Source organism: Rhizobacter sp. P2_H3, assembly GCF_056403355.1.
In genome coordinates, this window is sequence record NZ_JBFUFQ010000060.1 from 13922 (window position 1) to 29528 (window position 15607).

15 protein-coding genes are annotated in these 15607 nt (G+C 67.3%); 6 read left to right on the top strand and 9 right to left on the bottom strand.

What is annotated here, in order from left to right; all coding sequences use genetic code 11:
* Nucleotide 1 precedes the first annotated feature (1 nt).
* The 4 genes from AC1D1T_RS13750 to AC1D1T_RS13765 are packed head-to-tail and all read left to right on the top strand — an operon-like array spanning nucleotide 2 to nucleotide 3716.
* Entirely contained in the window at nucleotides 2-1306 is a 1305-nt protein-coding gene (locus tag AC1D1T_RS13750; protein ID WP_477842294.1) for an O-acetylhomoserine aminocarboxypropyltransferase, read from the top strand.
* The gene (locus tag AC1D1T_RS13755; protein WP_477825583.1) at nucleotides 1303-2124 is read left to right on the top strand and encodes an alpha/beta fold hydrolase; all 822 of its coding nucleotides are present in this window, start codon (nucleotides 1303-1305) and stop codon (nucleotides 2122-2124) included. Before AC1D1T_RS13750 ends, AC1D1T_RS13755 begins: the two co-directional genes overlap by 4 nt.
* Complete coding sequence (locus AC1D1T_RS13760; protein ID WP_047502895.1) at nucleotides 2121-2438, top strand: Mpo1-like protein; 318 nt, start codon at nucleotides 2121-2123, stop codon at nucleotides 2436-2438. The genes AC1D1T_RS13755 and AC1D1T_RS13760 overlap by 4 nt, the downstream gene beginning before the upstream one ends.
* Nucleotides 2439-2447: 9 nt before the next feature.
* Nucleotides 2448-3716, top strand: a complete 1269-nt coding sequence (locus tag AC1D1T_RS13765; protein WP_477825582.1) for a diguanylate cyclase domain-containing protein — start codon at nucleotides 2448-2450, stop codon at nucleotides 3714-3716.
* On the opposite strand, the gene AC1D1T_RS13770 is transcribed toward AC1D1T_RS13765, so the two are convergent.
* Together AC1D1T_RS13770 and AC1D1T_RS13775 are read right to left on the bottom strand one after the other, a co-directional pair.
* Nucleotides 3686-5011 carry a hypothetical protein gene (locus AC1D1T_RS13770; RefSeq protein WP_477825581.1) on the bottom strand — a complete coding sequence of 442 codons (1326 nt, stop codon included), beginning with the start codon at nucleotides 5009-5011 and terminating at the stop codon, nucleotides 3686-3688. The genes AC1D1T_RS13765 and AC1D1T_RS13770 overlap by 31 nt on opposite strands.
* A gap of 92 nt (nucleotides 5012-5103) precedes the next feature.
* Nucleotides 5104-6357: a YihY family inner membrane protein gene (locus AC1D1T_RS13775; RefSeq protein WP_047595453.1), complete on the bottom strand. Its 1254-nt coding sequence runs from the start codon at nucleotides 6355-6357 to the stop codon at nucleotides 5104-5106.
* A 20-nt stretch (nucleotides 6358-6377) separates the two neighbouring features.
* On the opposite strand from AC1D1T_RS13775, the gene AC1D1T_RS13780 reads away from it, so the two are divergent.
* Together AC1D1T_RS13780 and AC1D1T_RS13785 are read left to right on the top strand one after the other, a co-directional pair.
* The gene (locus tag AC1D1T_RS13780; RefSeq protein ID WP_477825579.1) at nucleotides 6378-6797 is read left to right on the top strand and encodes a DUF2069 domain-containing protein; all 420 of its coding nucleotides are present in this window, start codon (nucleotides 6378-6380) and stop codon (nucleotides 6795-6797) included.
* A complete protein-coding gene (locus AC1D1T_RS13785; protein WP_477825578.1) occupies nucleotides 6794-8200 on the top strand; it encodes an FAD-binding oxidoreductase in 1407 nt (468 codons plus the stop codon). Before AC1D1T_RS13780 ends, AC1D1T_RS13785 begins: the two co-directional genes overlap by 4 nt.
* A gap of 82 nt (nucleotides 8201-8282) precedes the next feature.
* Here AC1D1T_RS13785 and AC1D1T_RS13790 read toward each other — a convergent pair whose 3' ends face one another.
* The 7 genes from AC1D1T_RS13790 to nuoI all read right to left on the bottom strand — a co-directional run bounded on the left by AC1D1T_RS13790 (nucleotide 8283) and on the right by nuoI (nucleotide 15490).
* Complete coding sequence (locus tag AC1D1T_RS13790; RefSeq protein WP_465114365.1) at nucleotides 8283-8741, bottom strand: DUF1178 family protein; 459 nt, start codon at nucleotides 8739-8741, stop codon at nucleotides 8283-8285.
* 83 nt (nucleotides 8742-8824) lie between these two features.
* The gene (gene nuoN / locus AC1D1T_RS13795; RefSeq protein ID WP_477992003.1) at nucleotides 8825-10309 is read right to left on the bottom strand and encodes an NADH-quinone oxidoreductase subunit NuoN; all 1485 of its coding nucleotides are present in this window, start codon (nucleotides 10307-10309) and stop codon (nucleotides 8825-8827) included.
* A 13-nt stretch (nucleotides 10310-10322) separates the two neighbouring features.
* Nucleotides 10323-11798: an NADH-quinone oxidoreductase subunit M gene (locus tag AC1D1T_RS13800; protein ID WP_047502905.1), complete on the bottom strand. Its 1476-nt coding sequence runs from the start codon at nucleotides 11796-11798 to the stop codon at nucleotides 10323-10325.
* 23 nt (nucleotides 11799-11821) lie between these two features.
* The gene (nuoL, locus tag AC1D1T_RS13805) at nucleotides 11822-13879 is read right to left on the bottom strand and encodes an NADH-quinone oxidoreductase subunit L (protein WP_465114364.1); all 2058 of its coding nucleotides are present in this window, start codon (nucleotides 13877-13879) and stop codon (nucleotides 11822-11824) included.
* A 7-nt stretch (nucleotides 13880-13886) separates the two neighbouring features.
* The gene (gene nuoK, locus AC1D1T_RS13810) at nucleotides 13887-14213 is read right to left on the bottom strand and encodes an NADH-quinone oxidoreductase subunit NuoK (RefSeq protein WP_047594472.1); all 327 of its coding nucleotides are present in this window, start codon (nucleotides 14211-14213) and stop codon (nucleotides 13887-13889) included.
* Entirely contained in the window at nucleotides 14210-14857 is a 648-nt protein-coding gene (locus AC1D1T_RS13815; protein ID WP_047502910.1) for an NADH-quinone oxidoreductase subunit J, read from the bottom strand. Before AC1D1T_RS13815 ends, nuoK begins: the two co-directional genes overlap by 4 nt.
* Nucleotides 14858-14992: 135 nt before the next feature.
* Nucleotides 14993-15490 (bottom strand): NADH-quinone oxidoreductase subunit NuoI, encoded by a 498-nt coding sequence (nuoI, locus tag AC1D1T_RS13820; protein WP_047502912.1) that lies wholly within the window; start codon nucleotides 15488-15490, stop codon nucleotides 14993-14995.
* Nucleotides 15491-15607: the final 117 nt, after the last annotated feature.

Genomic DNA, 15607 nt, shown 5'->3' on the forward strand with positions numbered 1-15607 from the left:
CATGCCCGGCCCATCCGACCCCGGCTTCGACACGCTTGCGCTGCACGCAGGCGCCGGCCCCGACCCGTCCACCGGCGCCCGCGCGGTGCCGATCCACCTGAGCACCAGCTTCGTGTTCGAGAGCAGCGACCATGCCGCGGCGCTGTTCAACATGGAGCGCTCGGGGCACGTCTACAGCCGCATCTCGAACCCGACCACCGCGGTGCTGGAAGAACGCGTCGCGGCGCTCGAAGGCGGCACCGGCGCGATCGCGACCGCCAGCGGGCAGGCCGCCCTGCACCTGGCGATCTGCACGCTGGCCGGCGCGGGCTCGCACATCGTCGCGAGCAGCGCGCTGTACGGCGGCTCGCACAACCTGCTGCACTACACGCTGGCGCGCTTCGGCATCGCCACCACCTTCGTGCGCCCCGGCGACATCGACGGCTGGCGCGCCGCGATCCGCCCCGAGACGCGGCTGCTGTTCGGCGAGACCGTCGGCAACCCCGGGCTGGACGTGCTCGACATCCCCACCGTCAGCGCGATCGCGCACGAGCATGGGCTGCCGCTGCTGGTCGACTCGACGCTGACCTCGCCGTGGCTGATGCGCCCGTTCGACCACGGGGCCGACCTCGTCTACCACTCGGCCACCAAGTTCCTGAGCGGCCACGGCACCGTGATCGGCGGCGTGCTGGTCGACAGCGGGCAATTCGACTGGGACGCCTCCGGACGATTCCCCGAGCTGACCCGCCCCTACGACGGCTTCCACGGCATGGTGTTCAGCGAGGAGAGCACCGTCGGCGCCTTCCTGCTGCGCGCGCGGCGCGAGGGGCTGCGCGATTTCGGCGCCTGCATGAGCCCGCACACCGCGTGGCTGATCCTGCAGGGCGTCGAGACGCTGTCGCTGCGGATGGAGCGCCACATGGCGAACGCGCGCAAGGTGGTCGCCTTCCTGGCTGCGCACCCGATGGTCGCGCGCGTCGGCCACCCCGACCTGCCGACCCACCCCGACCATGAACTCGCGAAACGCCTGCTGCCGCGCGGCAGCGGCTCGGTGTTCAGCTTCGACCTGAAGGGCCAGCGCGCGCAGGGCCGTGCCTTCATCGAGGCGCTGAAGGTGTTCTCGCACCTGGCCAACGTCGGCGACTGCCGCTCGCTGGTGATCCACCCGGCGACGACCACGCATTTCCGCATGGACGATGCCGCGCTCGCGCAGGCCGGCATCACGCAGGGCACGATCCGGCTGTCGATCGGGCTGGAGGATGCCGACGACCTGATCGACGACCTGTCGCGCGCGCTGCGGGCCGCGCAGAAGGCGGGTGGCGCATGAAGCTCGACGTGCAGGGCCGTGCGGCCTTCGTCTACACCGGCGGCAAGACACTCGACCCCGGGCTGCCGGCGGTAGTGTTCATCCACGGCGCGATGCACGACCACAGCGTGTGGGGGCTGCAGAGCCGCTCGCTCGCGCACCACGGCCGTGCGGTGCTGGTGCCCGACCTGCCCGGCCACGGCCGCAGCGACGGGCCGGCGCTGGCGAGCGTCGAGGCCTGTGCCGACTGGCTGCTCGCGCTGCTGGCCGCGGCCGGCATCGAGCGTGCGGCCCTGGTCGGCCACAGCATGGGCTCGCTGATCGCGCTCGAAGCCGCCGCCCGGCTCGGCGAGCGCGCGAGCCGGCTGGTGCTGCTCGGCCCGGCGTACCCGATGAAGGTGTCCGACACGCTGCTGTCGACCTCGCTGGATGCGCCGCTGAAGGCGATCGACATGGTCAACGCGTTCTCGCACGCCGGCCACGCCGCCAAGCCTTCGGCCCCGGCGCCGGGCTTCTCGCTGCACGGCGCGAACCGGGCGCTGATGCGCCGCCTGCAGGCGGGGCACGCCGCCGCGGGGCATGGCAACCTGTTCCACCAGGATTTCCAGGTGTGCAACCGCTACGCCGGCGGGCTCGAAGCGGCCGCCCGGGTGCGCTGCGGCAGCCTGATGATCGTCGGCGCGCACGATCAGATGACGCCGCCGAAGGCGAGCGCCGCACTGGCCCATGCGTTGCATGCGAAGGTTCTGGCGTTGCCGGCCGGGCATTCCCTGATGGGAGAGGTGCCCGACGCCGTGTTGAATGCGATCCAGGCCTTCATTTCGGAGGAAGCCCGATGAACAGCAGTACCGTTCAGTCGCTGAAGAGCTTCGCGGAGTTCTACCCGTACTACCTCGGCGAGCATGCGAACCGCACCTGCCGCCGCCTGCACTTCATCGGCTCCAGCCTGGCGTTGCTGTGTCTCGTGACCGGCCTCGTGCGCGGCCAGCCGCTCTACTTCGTCTACGCGCTGCTGTGCGGCTACGGCTTCGCGTGGGTCGGGCACTTCGTGTTCGAGAAGAACCGGCCGGCCTCGTTCAAGCGCCCGCTGTACAGCTTCATGGGCGACTGGGTCATGTACAAGGACATCTGGGTGGGCAGGATCCCGTTCTAGAGCCAGGCCATGGACGCCAAGGACCTGCCCGTCCTCGAGCAGCTCGCCCACATCGAGCGGCTGATCGATGCGATCGACCTGCCGATCGGCCGCTGGGACCTGCAGCACCGGCTGGTGTTCTGCAACGACCCCTACCTGAGCTGGGCGCAACGCGGCCGCGAGGAGCTGCTGGGCCACACGCTGGCCGAGCTGTACGGCGACGAGGCCTGGGAGCGCGCGAGCGGGGCGTTCGCGCAGGCCGCGCAGGGGCGCACCGTCAACTACGAGCGGCGGCTGAAGCACGGCTGCCATGCCGGCCGCTGGGCGCGCATCCAGGTGCTGCCGCACCTCGACCCGGCCGGCCGCGTCGACGGCATCTTCACGATCGCGATCGACATCCACCAGGATGTGCTGGAGCGCGAGGCGCTGGTCGCCGCACGCCAGCGGCTCGACCGCTTCACCGAGAACATCCCGTTCCCGCTGACCTACGTCGACCGCGACTTCGTGCTGCGCTTCGTCAACAAGGCGTATGTCGAGGCGACCGGCCAGCAGCCGAAGCAGTTGCTGGGCCGGCCGATCGGCGACGTGCGCGGCTCCAAGCGCTGGGCCGAGCACGAGCCGTACTTCGTGCAGGCGCTGGCCGGGCACACGGTGCAGTACGCGCGCATGGTCGACCTGGCGTCCCAGGGGCAGCGCTGGATGCGCACCAGCTACGTGCCCGACTTCGATGCCTGCGGCGAGGTGATCGGCGTCTACACCGTGACGGTCGACGTGCACGAGCTGACGATCACGCAGCAGCAGCTCAAGCGCAGCGTCGAGCGCGACGCGCTGACCGACGTGCTGAGCCGGCGCACGATGATGGACCGCATCGAGGCGGCGCTGCTCGATGCGGTGCAGCTGCCGGTGGCGCTGTTCTTCGTCGACCTCGATGGGTTCAAGGCGGTGAACGACCGGCTGGGGCACCGGACGGGTGATGAGCTGCTGGTGTCGGTGGCACGCGCGCTGCAGGCCGCGGTGCGCGCCGAGGACGCGGTGGGCCGCTTCGGCGGCGACGAGTTTCTGGTGCTGGCGCCGGTGCGCGACACCGCCGGCGCGCATGCGCTCGCGCTGCACATGCTGCAGGCGGTGGCGGGCGTCGACCGGCATGGCATCAGCGCGAGCATCGGCTACGCGCTGGCGCCCGGCGATGCGCAGAACCCGCAGCGGCTGCTGCAGCTGGCGGACGATGCGATGTACTGCGCGAAGCGGCGGGGCAAGAATTGCGTGATTCATGCGAGCAACGGGGCTGACCGCAGTTGAGCGGCGAATCTTTGCAGAATCGATTTCAACCCAATGACGTCGACAGCTTCGGATACCTCGGCAATCACGCAGCGCACCTGAAAATGCCAGCGTTTCTCCAAGGCGACCGGCAGTTGGGTCATCGCGCAACACAGCGCCTGGACAGCGTCTGCCCTTTGGCGTCGATTCAGGCGACCCATCCCCAATGACACGGCATGCGCCGCGATCTCCGCCGCAGCCTCCTGACAGTTGAGGGACGGGCAGCAAGGGGACGAGGCGTCGACACTCGATATTGCATGATCCATCCGTTGGATGACGAACAACAGGCTGATCCTGCGTTCCCCAACGGCATCGGCGGGATCGGGCAATGCAGCCGCGATCAGGTCTGCCTCCGGAAGCCTGCGCAGCAGATCTTTGTAGCGTCCCAGCTGCACCACAAGCATTCGCAGTGCGGAATCGATGTCTCGGCCATCGCCACGATTGCCGGCGGTGGCCGCGCGCCACGGCTCGGATTTGATCGCCGCCAGTTCAGCCAGAAAAGTCTGCTTCTCCGCGACGCTGGCCAGCCATTGAACGGCATCGGCCAGTTGTTCCGGCGTCTTGGCTGTGAAGACCTTGGCACGGAACCAGGGCAGTCTTGCCCTCAGCCATTCGGATCCCGTCAACGGAAGCGAGCCCAACCGATCGCACGAACTGAAGAATGTCCGGGCCTGCAGTTGCGGAGTCCATGTCGCGCATCTGAGCTCTTCACCGATCGCGCGCAGTTGACCTCGGACATGCACGCCATCAATCGGCGCAGCAGCGGGCCACTCGACGGCGAGGTTCAAACGCTTGATCGCAACGATCAGTTCGCCCCAATCATCAGACACTGCGTGCGCTGGGTCGGGCATATCGCGGAGGATCTTGTCGAGCGACTGTCCGCCAGTGAAGAATGGAGCTGCACGCCACTGGTCAGCCAACCGGCGCAGCGACATCGCGGCCCGCTTGATGGCACCTACCCGACCGCCCCGGTCGTCGACGGAAGATGCCTCCAGCAATGTGGAGCGAACCGTCTCCAGCTCGGCCAGGAGACGTCGCCGCTCGGGATGGAGAACGGCCATCCATTGCACGCATTCGCGAAGCGGATCCTCGGGTATCCATCGATCCCTGAGGGCGAGCATCGCCGTCAATTCCGGCAGACCCACGCAAGCATCCAAAGCGGCCAGCGTGGTGGCCGCATTTGTCTTGTTGAGCGCATGGCTGTTCCGCGCCGTGTCCCGCGAGGCCAGAGGAACATTCGGAATGAAGACCGGAGGGCCGGAGGGCAATCGATGCATGGTGAGAGGCGCAGGAAACCAAAAACGTTCTGTGGTCGCGCGCACTCGCGAGGTTCCGGTCCGCGACCGACACAGATGCACCCGTACCGCGTTCAATCCGCCGCGATCACGTCCCTCAACATCATGTTGCCGAACTGCGCCCGGTGCCAGAACCCGCGCAGCGTCGGCGTCGGGTCGAGCAGCACCTGAGCGATCAGCGGCTGCGCCGAGGTGGTCGCGGGGTCGCACAGCAGCACGTAGCGCGAGTTGCCCTCCTCGTCGAGCCGGCCGACCCAGTCGATCGCGACCAGCGTGTCGAGCAGCGGCTCGATCTGCAGCGGATCGGTGCGCAGCGTCTCCGACAGCTGCGCCGCGCTGATGCCGTGCGTGCTGAGCGCGCGCGCCTGCGCCAGCTCGCGCAGCATGCCCACCGCCAGCTGGAACAGGTAGCCCGGCGTGGACGGCCGGCGGATCACGCGCATCTGCAGGCTCGGCGCATACGCCGCGACCACCGCGCCGAGCAGCACGATCACCCAGCCGAGGTAGATCCAGATCAGCAGGATCGGCACCGTCGCGAACGCGCCGTACAGCGTGGTGTAGGTCGGCACCGAGCTCAGGTACCAGCCCAGGCCCTTCTTCGCGACCTCGAAGCCCGCCGCGACGAACACGCCGCCGGCCGCCGCATGCCGCCAGCGCACCAGCGTGTTCGGCACGTAGTGGAACAGGCCCGCCATCGCCGCCGACAACAGCGCGAACTCGAGCACGTTCAGCAGGAAGCTGACGCCGCCCGGCATCACGCCGACCACGCCGCGCGAGGCCGAGATCGCGTACGAAGTGAGCGACAGGCTCACGCCCAGCAGCAGCGGCCCGAGCGTGACGGCGGCCCAGTACACCAGCACGCGCTGCGCGATCGGCCGCGGCTTGGGCACGCGCCAGATCGCGTTCAGCGTGCGGTCGATCGTCAGCATCAGCGCGAGCGCGGTGAACACCAGCACCACCAGGCCGAAGGTGCCGAGCCGGTTCGCCTTGCTCGCGAACTGCGTCAGCGCGCCCAGCACCGGCTTGGCGATCGAATCGGGCACGAGGCTCTGCAGGAAGTACTTCTGCAGCGCGTCCTGGAAGCTCGAGAACATCGGGAACGCGGTGAACACCGCCAGCATCACCGTGACCAGCGGCACCAGCGAGATCAGCGTCGTGAAGGTCAGGCTGCTGGCGGTCAGGCCCAGGCGGTCCTCGCGGAAGCGCTGGCGCAGCGTGACCAGCGTCTCGAGCCACGGCCAGGTCTGCAGCGTCTGCAGTGCGCGCGAGAGCTGCTGCCGCCATGTCAACGTCAGGGCTTGGGCTTCGGCGCGTGTCGGGAGATTCATCGATGGCATCATAGCCAGCGATGACTGCGCCCCCTGCTCCTTCCGCCTCCTCTGCCCCCCTTCCGCCTGTCGTGCTGTGGACCCGCGCGCTCGCGGTCGGCAGCCTCGCCGGGCTCATCGTGCTCGGCGTGGCCTGGGAGCTGTGGCTCGCGCCGCTGCGGCCGGGCGGCACCTGGCTCGCGCTGAAGGTGCTGCCGCTCGCCTTCGCGCTGGCTGGGCTGCTGCGCCACCGCATGTACACCTACCGCTGGGTCAGCCTGCTGGTGTGGCTCTATTTCATCGAAGGCGTGGTGCGCGCCGGCAGCGACCGCGGGCCCGGCACGGTGCTCGGCCTCATCGAGGTACTGCTGTGCCTGGTGCTGTTCACCGCCTGCGGGCTGCATGTGCGCTGGCGATTGGGCCATGCCGCCCCCGTCGAACCCGCGAAGGAGGCCGCATGAAGCCGCTGCTGCTCGAATCGCTGCGCGCGATCGTCGGCCCGGCCAACGTGCTGACCGACGGCGACCTGGCCGGCTACGAACAGGACTGGCGCAGGCGCTACCGCGGCCGTGCGCTGGCCGTCGTGCGGCCGAGCTCGACCGACGAGGTGGCCCAGGTGGTCGCCGTCTGCGCGCGGCATGGCACGGCCATCGTGCCGCAGGGCGGCAACACCGGGCTGGTTGGCGGCGGCGTGCCGGACGACAGCGGCACCCAGGTGCTGCTGACGCTGTCGCGCATGGACCGCGTGCGCAGCATCGATGCGGCCAACCTGACGATGACGGTCGAGGCCGGCTGCGTGCTGCAGTCGGTGCAGGAGGCGGCTGCGGCCGACGGGCTGCTGTTTCCGCTCAGCCTCGCGGCCGAGGGCAGCTGCACGATCGGCGGCAACCTCGCGACCAATGCCGGCGGCACGCAGGTGCTGCGCTACGGCAATGCGCGCGAGCTGTGCCTGGGGCTCGAGGTCGTCACCGCGCAGGGCGAGGTGTGGCACGGCCTGTCGGGCCTGCGCAAGGACAACACCGGCTACGACCTGCGCGACCTCTTCATCGGCAGCGAGGGCACGCTCGGCATCATCACCGCGGCCACGCTGAAGCTCTACCCGCAACCCGCGGCGACGCTGACGGCGCTGGCCGCGCTGCCGGACCTGCCGTCCGCTGTCGCACTGCTGCAACTTGCGCAGGCGCGGCTGGGTGCCGGCCTCACCGGGTTCGAGCTGATGGGCGAGTTCGCGCTCGGGCTGGTGCGCCGCCACTACCCGCAACTGCGCCAGCCCTTGCCGCCGTCGCCGTGGACGGTGCTGCTGGAGCAGTCCGACACCGAGGGCGAGCAGCACGCCCGGGCGCTGTTCGAGGGCCTGCTGGAAACCGCGCTGGAGCGTGGGCTGATCACCGATGCCGCGGTGGCCGAGAGCATCGAGCAGTCGAACGGCCTGTGGCACCTGCGCGAGTCGATCCCGCTGGCGCAGTCGGAGGAAGGCTTGAACATCAAGCACGACATCTCGCTGCCGGTGTCGCGCATCGTCGACTTCGTGGCCGCCACCGATGCGGCGTTGCGCGCCGCGTTGCCGGGGGTGCGGCTGGTCAACTTCGGCCACCTGGGCGACGGCAACCTGCACTACAACGTGCAGGCGCCCGAAGGCGGCGACGCGAAGCAGTTCCTGCTGCAGCACGAAGCGGCGGTCAACACCATCGTCTACGACGCGGTGGGAGCGTGTGGCGGGTCGATCTCGGCGGAGCACGGGATCGGGGCGTTGAAGCGCGACGAGCTTGCCGTGCGCAAGTCGCCGGTGGCGCTGGGGTTGATGCGCAGCATCAAGCAGGCACTGGATCCGAACGGCCTGATGAATCCTGGCAAGGTCGTGTAGGCGTTCCTTCCGCGCGAAAAGGCGCGTAGGGCGAGCCCCACATCCCCCACCCGCGCCTTTGCTCGCGCAGAGCGCCCAACAGCTATTGCAGCGTGCCCTTCGCAGCCGCCGGCAACGGCAGCGACATCACGTCGATGCCCTCCTCGGCCAGTGCCTGCGCATCCTCGCGTGTCGCACGGCCGCGGATCGCGCGCTCTTCGGCTTCTCCGTAGTGGATGCGCCGGGCCTCTTCGGCAAAGCGCTCACCCACATCGTCGGTGTTCGCCATCACGTGCTGCACGGCCTTCAACCACATCGCCTGCATCGTCATCGCCTCCGGCGTGGCCGGCACCGGGTGCTGCGCCGCTGGCGTGGGGGCCTTGGGTTCACGCGCGCCTGACACATTCAGCCTGGGCGCGCTCGGCAGCCGGGTGACAGTCTTGTCGCCGCACAGCGGGCATTCGACCAGCCCGCCTTCGAATTGCGACTGGAAATCGGCTTCCGAGCCGAACCAGCCTTCGAAGCGATGGTCGTGCGCGCAGCACAGGTTGAGCACTTTCATGCGCGCATTATCAGCAGACGCTCAGCGCCGCGCAGCCTGCAGGGCGATGCCCCAGCGGCCGGCGCGCCAATTCCGCAACGACTTCAGGTGGACAAGGCTTTGACGATGGCCTGCGAACACAGCGCCATCAGGCCGCCGGGCAGGATTCCGAAGAACAGCACGGCCGCGCCGTTCAGCGACAGCACCACCCGCACGTCGTTCGGGGCGATCACCGGATGGGTGTCCACCGGGTCCTCGAAATACATCACCTTCACCAGGCGCAGGTAGTAGAACGCGCCCACCAGCGACAGCATCACCGCCAGCACCGCGACGCCGATGTAGAACGGCACATTGGTCGTGACCAGCGCCTGCAGCACCGCGAGCTTGGCATAGAAGCCCACCGTCGGCGGAATGCCGGCCAGCGAGAACATGAAGATCGCCATCACGCCGGCGAACCACGGGTTGCGCTTGCCCAGGCCCTTCAGGTCGTCGATGTTCTCCGACTCGAAACCCTGGCGCGACAGCAGCATGATCACGCCGAAGGTGCCGAGCGTCGTGAAGACGTAGGTGACCATGTAGAACAGCGCCGAGCTGTAGCCGTTCGAGGCCGACAGCGTGTTGCCGGTGATCACCGTGGTCGTGAAGCCGAGCAGCACGAAGCCGATCTGCGCGATCGTCGAGTACGCGAGCATCCGCTTCAGGTTGCTCTGCGCGATGGCGGCGAGGTTGCCGAGGAACATCGACGCGATCGCCAGCACCATCATCATCTGCTGCCAGTCGCCGGCCACGCCCGACAGGCCCTCCACCAGCAGGCGGAAGGTCATCGCGAAGGCCGCGAGCTTCGGCGCGCCGGCGATCAGCAAGGTGACCGCGGTCGGCGCACCGTGGTAGACGTCGGGCAGCCACATGTGGAACGGCACCGCGCCGAGCTTGAACGCGAGGCCGGCGACGATGAACACCACGCCGAACACCAGCACGGTCGGGTTGATCTGGCCGGTGGCGATCGCGTTGAACACCGTCGGGATGTCGAGCGAGCCGGTCGCGCCGTACATCATCGACAGGCCGTACAGCAGGAAGCCGCTGGCCAGCGCGCCGAGCACGAAGTACTTCATCGCGGCTTCGGTCGACTGGGCATGGTCGCGGCGCATCGCGGTCAGCGCGTACAGCGACAGCGACATCAGCTCCAGGCCGAGGTAGATCACGAGGAAGTTGTTCGCCGCCAGCATCACCGAGATGCCGAGCATCGAGAACAGCGACAGCGTGAACAGCTCGCCCTTCAGCATGTCGCGGCTCTCGGCGTACGGCCGGGCATAGACCAGCGTCACCATCACCGCAAGCGACGCGAAGAAGCCCAGCAGGTGGCCGAGCGGGTCGGTGACCATCATGCGCTGCATGCCGTAGACGGTGAAGCCGGCATCGAAGTACGCCAGGTGCATGACGCCGACGACGGCGAGCGTCGCCTGCGTCAGCCAGTAGGTGGGCGTGCGCTTCGGATCGGTGACCCACAGGTCGACCATCGCGACCACGCAGGCCATCACGAGCAGCACCAGTTCCGGGTAGACGGCCAGCCAGTTCATGTCTTTGATCATCATTGCCGCCGCTTCAATTCAGTTTCGAGACGGCCACGTGCTTCAGCAGCTCGGTGACGCTGACGTGCATGGTGTCGGTAAAGGGCTTCGGGTACACGCCCATCCACAGCACGGCCACGGCCAGCAGGGCGAGCATCAGGAATTCGCGGGCGTTGATGTCTTCGAGGGCACGCACGTCCTCGTTGGCCACCGGGCCGAAATAGACGCGCTTGACCATCCACAGCGTGTAGGCCGCGCCGAACACCAGCGTGGTGGCCGCCAGTGCGCCGAGCCAGAAATTGGCCTTCACGGCACCGAGGATCACCATCCACTCGCCGACGAAACCGCCGGTGCCCGGCAGGCCGCAGTTGGCCATCGCGAACAGCACCGCGAACGTGGCGAACTTCGGCATCGTGTTGACGACGCCGCCGTAGCTCGAGATCTCGCGGGAGTGCACGCGGTCGTAGAGCACGCCGATGCACAGGAACATGGCCCCCGACACGAAGCCGTGCGAGATCATCTGCACCAGCGCGCCGGACACGCCCAGCTCGCTGAAGATGAAGAAGCCGAGTGTCGCGAAGCCCATGTGGGCGATCGACGAATAGGCCACCAGCTTCTTCATGTCCTGCTGCACCAGCGCGACCAGCCCGATGTAGACCACGGCGATCAGCGACAGCGCGATGATGAACCAGTCGTACGCATGGCTCGCGTCGGGCGCGATCGGCATCGAGAAGCGCAGGAAGCCGTAGGCGCCGAGCTTCAGCATGATGGCGGCCAGCACCACCGAGCCGCCGGTCGGCGCCTCGACGTGGGCATCGGGCAGCCAGGTGTGCACCGGCCACATCGGCACCTTGACCGCGAAGGCCGCGAAGAACGCGAAGAACAGCAACGTCTGCGTGTTCATGTTCAGCGGCAGCTTGTGCCACGCGAGGATCTCGAAGCTGCCGCCCGACTTGAAGTACAGGAAGATCAGCGCGATCAGCATCAGCAGCGAGCCGGCCAGCGTGTACAGGAAGAACTTGAACGCGGCGTACACCCGGCGCGGGCCGCCCCACACGCCGATGATGATGTACATCGGGATCAGCGTGGCCTCGAAGAACACATAGAACAGCAGGCCGTCGAGCGCGCTGAACACGCCGACCATGATCCCCGACAGGATCAGGAACGCGCCCATGTACTGGTTGACGCGCTCGGTGATCACCTGCCACGCGGCGATCACGACGATGATCGTGATGAAGGCGGTCAGCAGCACGAACCACACCGAGATGCCGTCGACCCCCAGGTGGTAGTGCACGTTCAGGCGCTCGATCCAGTCCAGGTTCTCCTGGAACTGCATCGCGGCGGTGCCGGCATCGAAGCCGGTGATCAGCGGAATCGTGACCGCGAAGCTCGCGATCGCGGCGACCAGCGCGATCCAGCGCACCGCATCGGCATGCTCGTCGCGGCCGACCAGCAGCAGGACGACGCCCGCGACGATCGGCAGCCAGATGGCAAGGCTCAACAAACCCATGTTCTTGTTCTCCGGTGCCGCTTTTACTTGCCGAACAGGCTGCCGGCCGCACTCATCAGCGGGCCCCACAGCTGCCAGGTCATCAGGAGGATCACGCCGAGGATCATCACCAGCGCATACCAGTAGAGGTAGCCGGTCTGCACGACGCGCACCACCGAGGCGAACGCGCCGACCGCACGCGCCGAGCCGTCGATCAGCACGCCGTCGATGATGCCGACGTCGCCGCCCTTCCACAGCCCGCGGCCCAGCAGGCGCGCGCCGGCCGACAGCACGCGCTCGTTGAACCAGTCGAAGAAGTACCGGTTCTCGAGCACGGTGTAGACGAAGCCGAACTTCGACTTGATCCACGCCGGAATGGCCGGCTTGACCATGTAGAACACGTAGGCGGTGACGACGCCGGCCAGCGCCAGCCAGAACGGCAGCGACGTGAGCCCGTGCAGCGCCATCGCGACGGCACCGTGGAACTCGTTCTTCATCTCTTCCATCGCCGGATGCTTTTCCGGGTTGATGAAGATCGAATCCTCGAAGAAGCCGCCGTACAGCATGCCCTGGATCGTCATGAAGCCGATCACGACCGACGGGATCGCCAGCAGCAGCAGCGGCGCGGTGACGACCCACGGCGATTCGTGCGGCACGTGCGGCTCGTGGTGGCCGTGCTCGTCGTGCCCATGCTCGTCATCGTGATGGTCGTGCTCGCCGGGGAACGGCTTGTGGCGGAAGTTCTCCTTGCCGTGGAAGACCAGGAAGTACATCCGGAACGAATAGAAGGCCGTCACGAACACGCCGACGATCACCGCGAAGTACGCGAAGCCGGCGCCCGGCAGGTGGCTCGCATGCACCGCCTCGATGATGCTGTCCTTCGAGTAGAAGCCCGAGAACAGCGGCGTGCCGATCAGCGCGAGCGACCCCAGCAGCGACGTGATCCACGTGATCGGCATGTACTTGCGCAGGCCGCCCATGTTGCGGATGTCCTGGTCGTGGTGCATGCCGATGATCACCGAGCCGGCCCCGAGGAACAGCAGCGCCTTGAAGAACGCGTGCGTCATCAGGTGGAACACCGCGACCGAGTAGGCCGAGGCACCCAGCGCCACCGTCATGTAGCCGAGCTGCGACAGCGTCGAGTACGCGACGACGCGCTTGATGTCGTTCTGGATGATGCCGAGGAAGCCCATGAACAGCGCGGTGATCGCACCGATCACCAGCACGAAGCTCAGCGCCACGTCGGACAGCTCGAACAGCGGCGACATGCGCGCCACCATGAAGATGCCGGCCGTCACCATCGTCGCCGCGTGGATCAGCGCGGAGATCGGCGTCGGGCCTTCCATCGAGTCGGGCAGCCACACGTGCAGCGGCACCTGCGCGCTCTTGCCCATCGCACCGATGAACAGGCAGATGCAGGCCACCGTCAGCAGCATCCACTCGGTGCCGGGGAACACGGCCTTGGCCAGTTCGGGCGCCTTCGCGAAGATCTCGCTGTAGTTCAGCGTGTTGCCGAAGGCCAGCAGCAGGCCGATGCCGAGGATGAAGCCGAAGTCGCCGACCCGGTTCACCAGGAAGGCCTTCATGTTGGCGAACACCGCCGTCGGCCGCGTGAACCAGAAGCCGATCAGCAGGTACGACACCAGGCCCACCGCCTCCCAGCCGAAGAACAGCTGCAGCATGTTGTTGCTCATCACGAGCATCAGCATCGAGAAGGTGAACAGCGAGATGTACGAGAAGAAGCGCTGGTAGCCCGGGTCTTCTTCCATGTAGCCGATGGTGTAGATGTGCACCATCAGCGACACGAAGGTCACGACGCACATCATCATCGCGGTCAGGCCGTCGACCAGGAAGCCGATCTCCATCTTCAGCGAGCCGAGCGTCATCCACTCGTAGATGGTGGCGTTGAAGCGCGCACCGTCGACGGCCACCGCCTTCAGCGTCATCGCCGAGATGATGAAGGCGATCAGCACGCCGAGGATGGTCACGGTGTGCGCGCCGCGGCGGCCCACCTGCTTGCCGAAGAGCCCGGCGACGACAGCGCCGACCAGCGGTGCCAGCGGCACCGCGAGCAGCATGTTCTGGGAGAGTGTTGCGGACATGTGGTGCTCAGCCCTTCAGGGAGTCGAGCTCGTCGACGTTGATCGTCGCGCGATTGCGGAACAGCACGACCAGGATCGCCAGGCCGATCGCCGACTCGGCGGCCGCGACGGTCAGGATGAAGAACACGAACACCTGCCCCGCCATGTCGCCCAGGAAGTGGGAGAACGCGACGAAGTTCAGGTTGACCGCCAGCAGCATCAGCTCGATGGCCATCAGCAGCACGATCAGGTTCTTGCGGTTCAGGAAGATGCCGATCACCGACAGCGCGAACAGGATCGCGCCCAGCGTCAGGTAGTGGCCCAGCGTGACGGGGCCGAGGGCGAAGGCGTTCATGGCTTGGAGTCTCCGGCTGCGGGTGCGGCAGGGGGTGCAGGCGGCGGTTCCACGTCGGCGGCCATCTTGACGATGCGCACGCGGTCGGCCTTCTTCGCGCGAACCTGTTGCGACGCATCCATCGCCTTCGAATCCTTGCGCTGGCGCAGCGTCAGCGCGATCGCCGCGACGATCGCCACCAGCAGCAGCACGGCCGCGATCTGCAGCGGGTACAGGTAGTGCGAGTAGATCTGGATGCCCAGCAGCTTGGTGTTGCCCAGCTGCATGGCGACCGGGTCGGTCGCCGGCGCGGTGCGCACGTCGAAGCCGGGGATCAGCACCGCGGCCATTTCCAGCACGATGATCACGCCGACCAGCGCCGCGACCGGGAAGTGCGTCCAGAAGCCCTGGCGCAGCGAGTCGACGTTGATGTCGAGCATCATCACGACGAACAGGAACAGCACCATCACGGCGCCGACGTAGACGAGCACCAGCGAGATCGCGAGGAACTCGGCGTGCAGCAGCATCCAGACGCAGGACGCCGAGAAGAACGCGAGCACCAGGAACAGCGCGGCATGCACCGGGCTGCGCGCGGTGATGACGCGGAACGAAGCTCCCAGCAGCACGGCCGAGAAGATGTAGAAAAGCGCGGTCGGGATGTCCATATTTGCTTTGCCGGTTTCTATCGCTTCACCCAAAAGCACATCAGAGCTTCCTGCCCAGCGACCGCCGCGGAACCGGCTTTGCCGGGCCGCTGGCGGTGCCCCCTGGGGGGAGGCGCCGAAGGCGCTTCGGGGGGGTCAACGATATTTGGCGTCTGCCTCCTTGTTGGCGGCGATCTCGGCCTCGTAGCGGTCACCGACGGCCAGCAGCATGTCCTTCGTGAAGTACAGGTCGCCGCGCTTTTCGCCGTGGTATTCGAAGATGTGCGTCTCGACGATCGAGTCGACCGGGCAGCTCTCTTCGCAGAAGCCGCAGAAGATGCACTTGGTCAGGTCGATGTCGTAGCGCGTCGTGCGGCGCGAGCCGTCGTCGCGCACCTCGGATTCGATCGTGATCGCCATCGCCGGGCACACCGCTTCGCACAGCTTGCAGGCGATGCAGCGCTCTTCGCCGTTGTCGTAGCGGCGCAGCGCGTGCAGGCCGCGGAAGCGCGGCGAGGCCGGCGTCTTCTCCTCGGGGAACTGCACCGTGATGTGCGGCGACAGGAAGTGCCGGCCGGTCAGGGCCAGGCCCTTGAACAGCTCGGTGAGCATGAAGCTCGAGAACAGGTCCTTGATGGAAGCCACTGCAGACATGGTCTTCTCTCCTTACTTCCAGAGGCTGAGGGGGGACTGCAGCCACAGCCCGACGACCACCAGCCACACCAGCGTGATGGGGATGAAGATCTTCCAGCCCAGGCGCATGATCTGGTC

Bases quoted from the DNA above. Each gene is read 5' to 3' on its own strand.
- AC1D1T_RS13750 (WP_477842294.1), top strand. From the start codon at position 2: ATGCCCGGCCCATCCGACCCCGGCTTCGACACGCTTGCGCTGCACGCA.
- AC1D1T_RS13755 (WP_477825583.1), top strand. From the start codon at position 1,303: ATGAAGCTCGACGTGCAGGGCCGTGCGGCCTTCGTCTACACCGGCGGC.
- AC1D1T_RS13760 (WP_047502895.1), top strand. From the start codon at position 2,121: ATGAACAGCAGTACCGTTCAGTCGCTGAAGAGCTTCGCGGAGTTCTAC.
- AC1D1T_RS13765 (WP_477825582.1), top strand. From the start codon at position 2,448: ATGGACGCCAAGGACCTGCCCGTCCTCGAGCAGCTCGCCCACATCGAG.
- AC1D1T_RS13770 (WP_477825581.1), bottom strand. From the start codon at position 5,011: ATGCATCGATTGCCCTCCGGCCCTCCGGTCTTCATTCCGAATGTTCCT.
- AC1D1T_RS13775 (WP_047595453.1), bottom strand. From the start codon at position 6,357: ATGAATCTCCCGACACGCGCCGAAGCCCAAGCCCTGACGTTGACATGG.
- AC1D1T_RS13780 (WP_477825579.1), top strand. From the start codon at position 6,378: ATGACTGCGCCCCCTGCTCCTTCCGCCTCCTCTGCCCCCCTTCCGCCT.
- AC1D1T_RS13785 (WP_477825578.1), top strand. From the start codon at position 6,794: ATGAAGCCGCTGCTGCTCGAATCGCTGCGCGCGATCGTCGGCCCGGCC.
- AC1D1T_RS13790 (WP_465114365.1), bottom strand. From the start codon at position 8,741: ATGAAAGTGCTCAACCTGTGCTGCGCGCACGACCATCGCTTCGAAGGC.
- nuoN (WP_477992003.1), bottom strand. From the start codon at position 10,309: ATGATCAAAGACATGAACTGGCTGGCCGTCTACCCGGAACTGGTGCTG.
- AC1D1T_RS13800 (WP_047502905.1), bottom strand. From the start codon at position 11,798: ATGGGTTTGTTGAGCCTTGCCATCTGGCTGCCGATCGTCGCGGGCGTC.
- nuoL (WP_465114364.1), bottom strand. From the start codon at position 13,879: ATGTCCGCAACACTCTCCCAGAACATGCTGCTCGCGGTGCCGCTGGCA.
- nuoK (WP_047594472.1), bottom strand. From the start codon at position 14,213: ATGAACGCCTTCGCCCTCGGCCCCGTCACGCTGGGCCACTACCTGACG.
- AC1D1T_RS13815 (WP_047502910.1), bottom strand. From the start codon at position 14,857: ATGGACATCCCGACCGCGCTTTTCTACATCTTCTCGGCCGTGCTGCTG.
- nuoI (WP_047502912.1), bottom strand. From the start codon at position 15,490: ATGTCTGCAGTGGCTTCCATCAAGGACCTGTTCTCGAGCTTCATGCTC.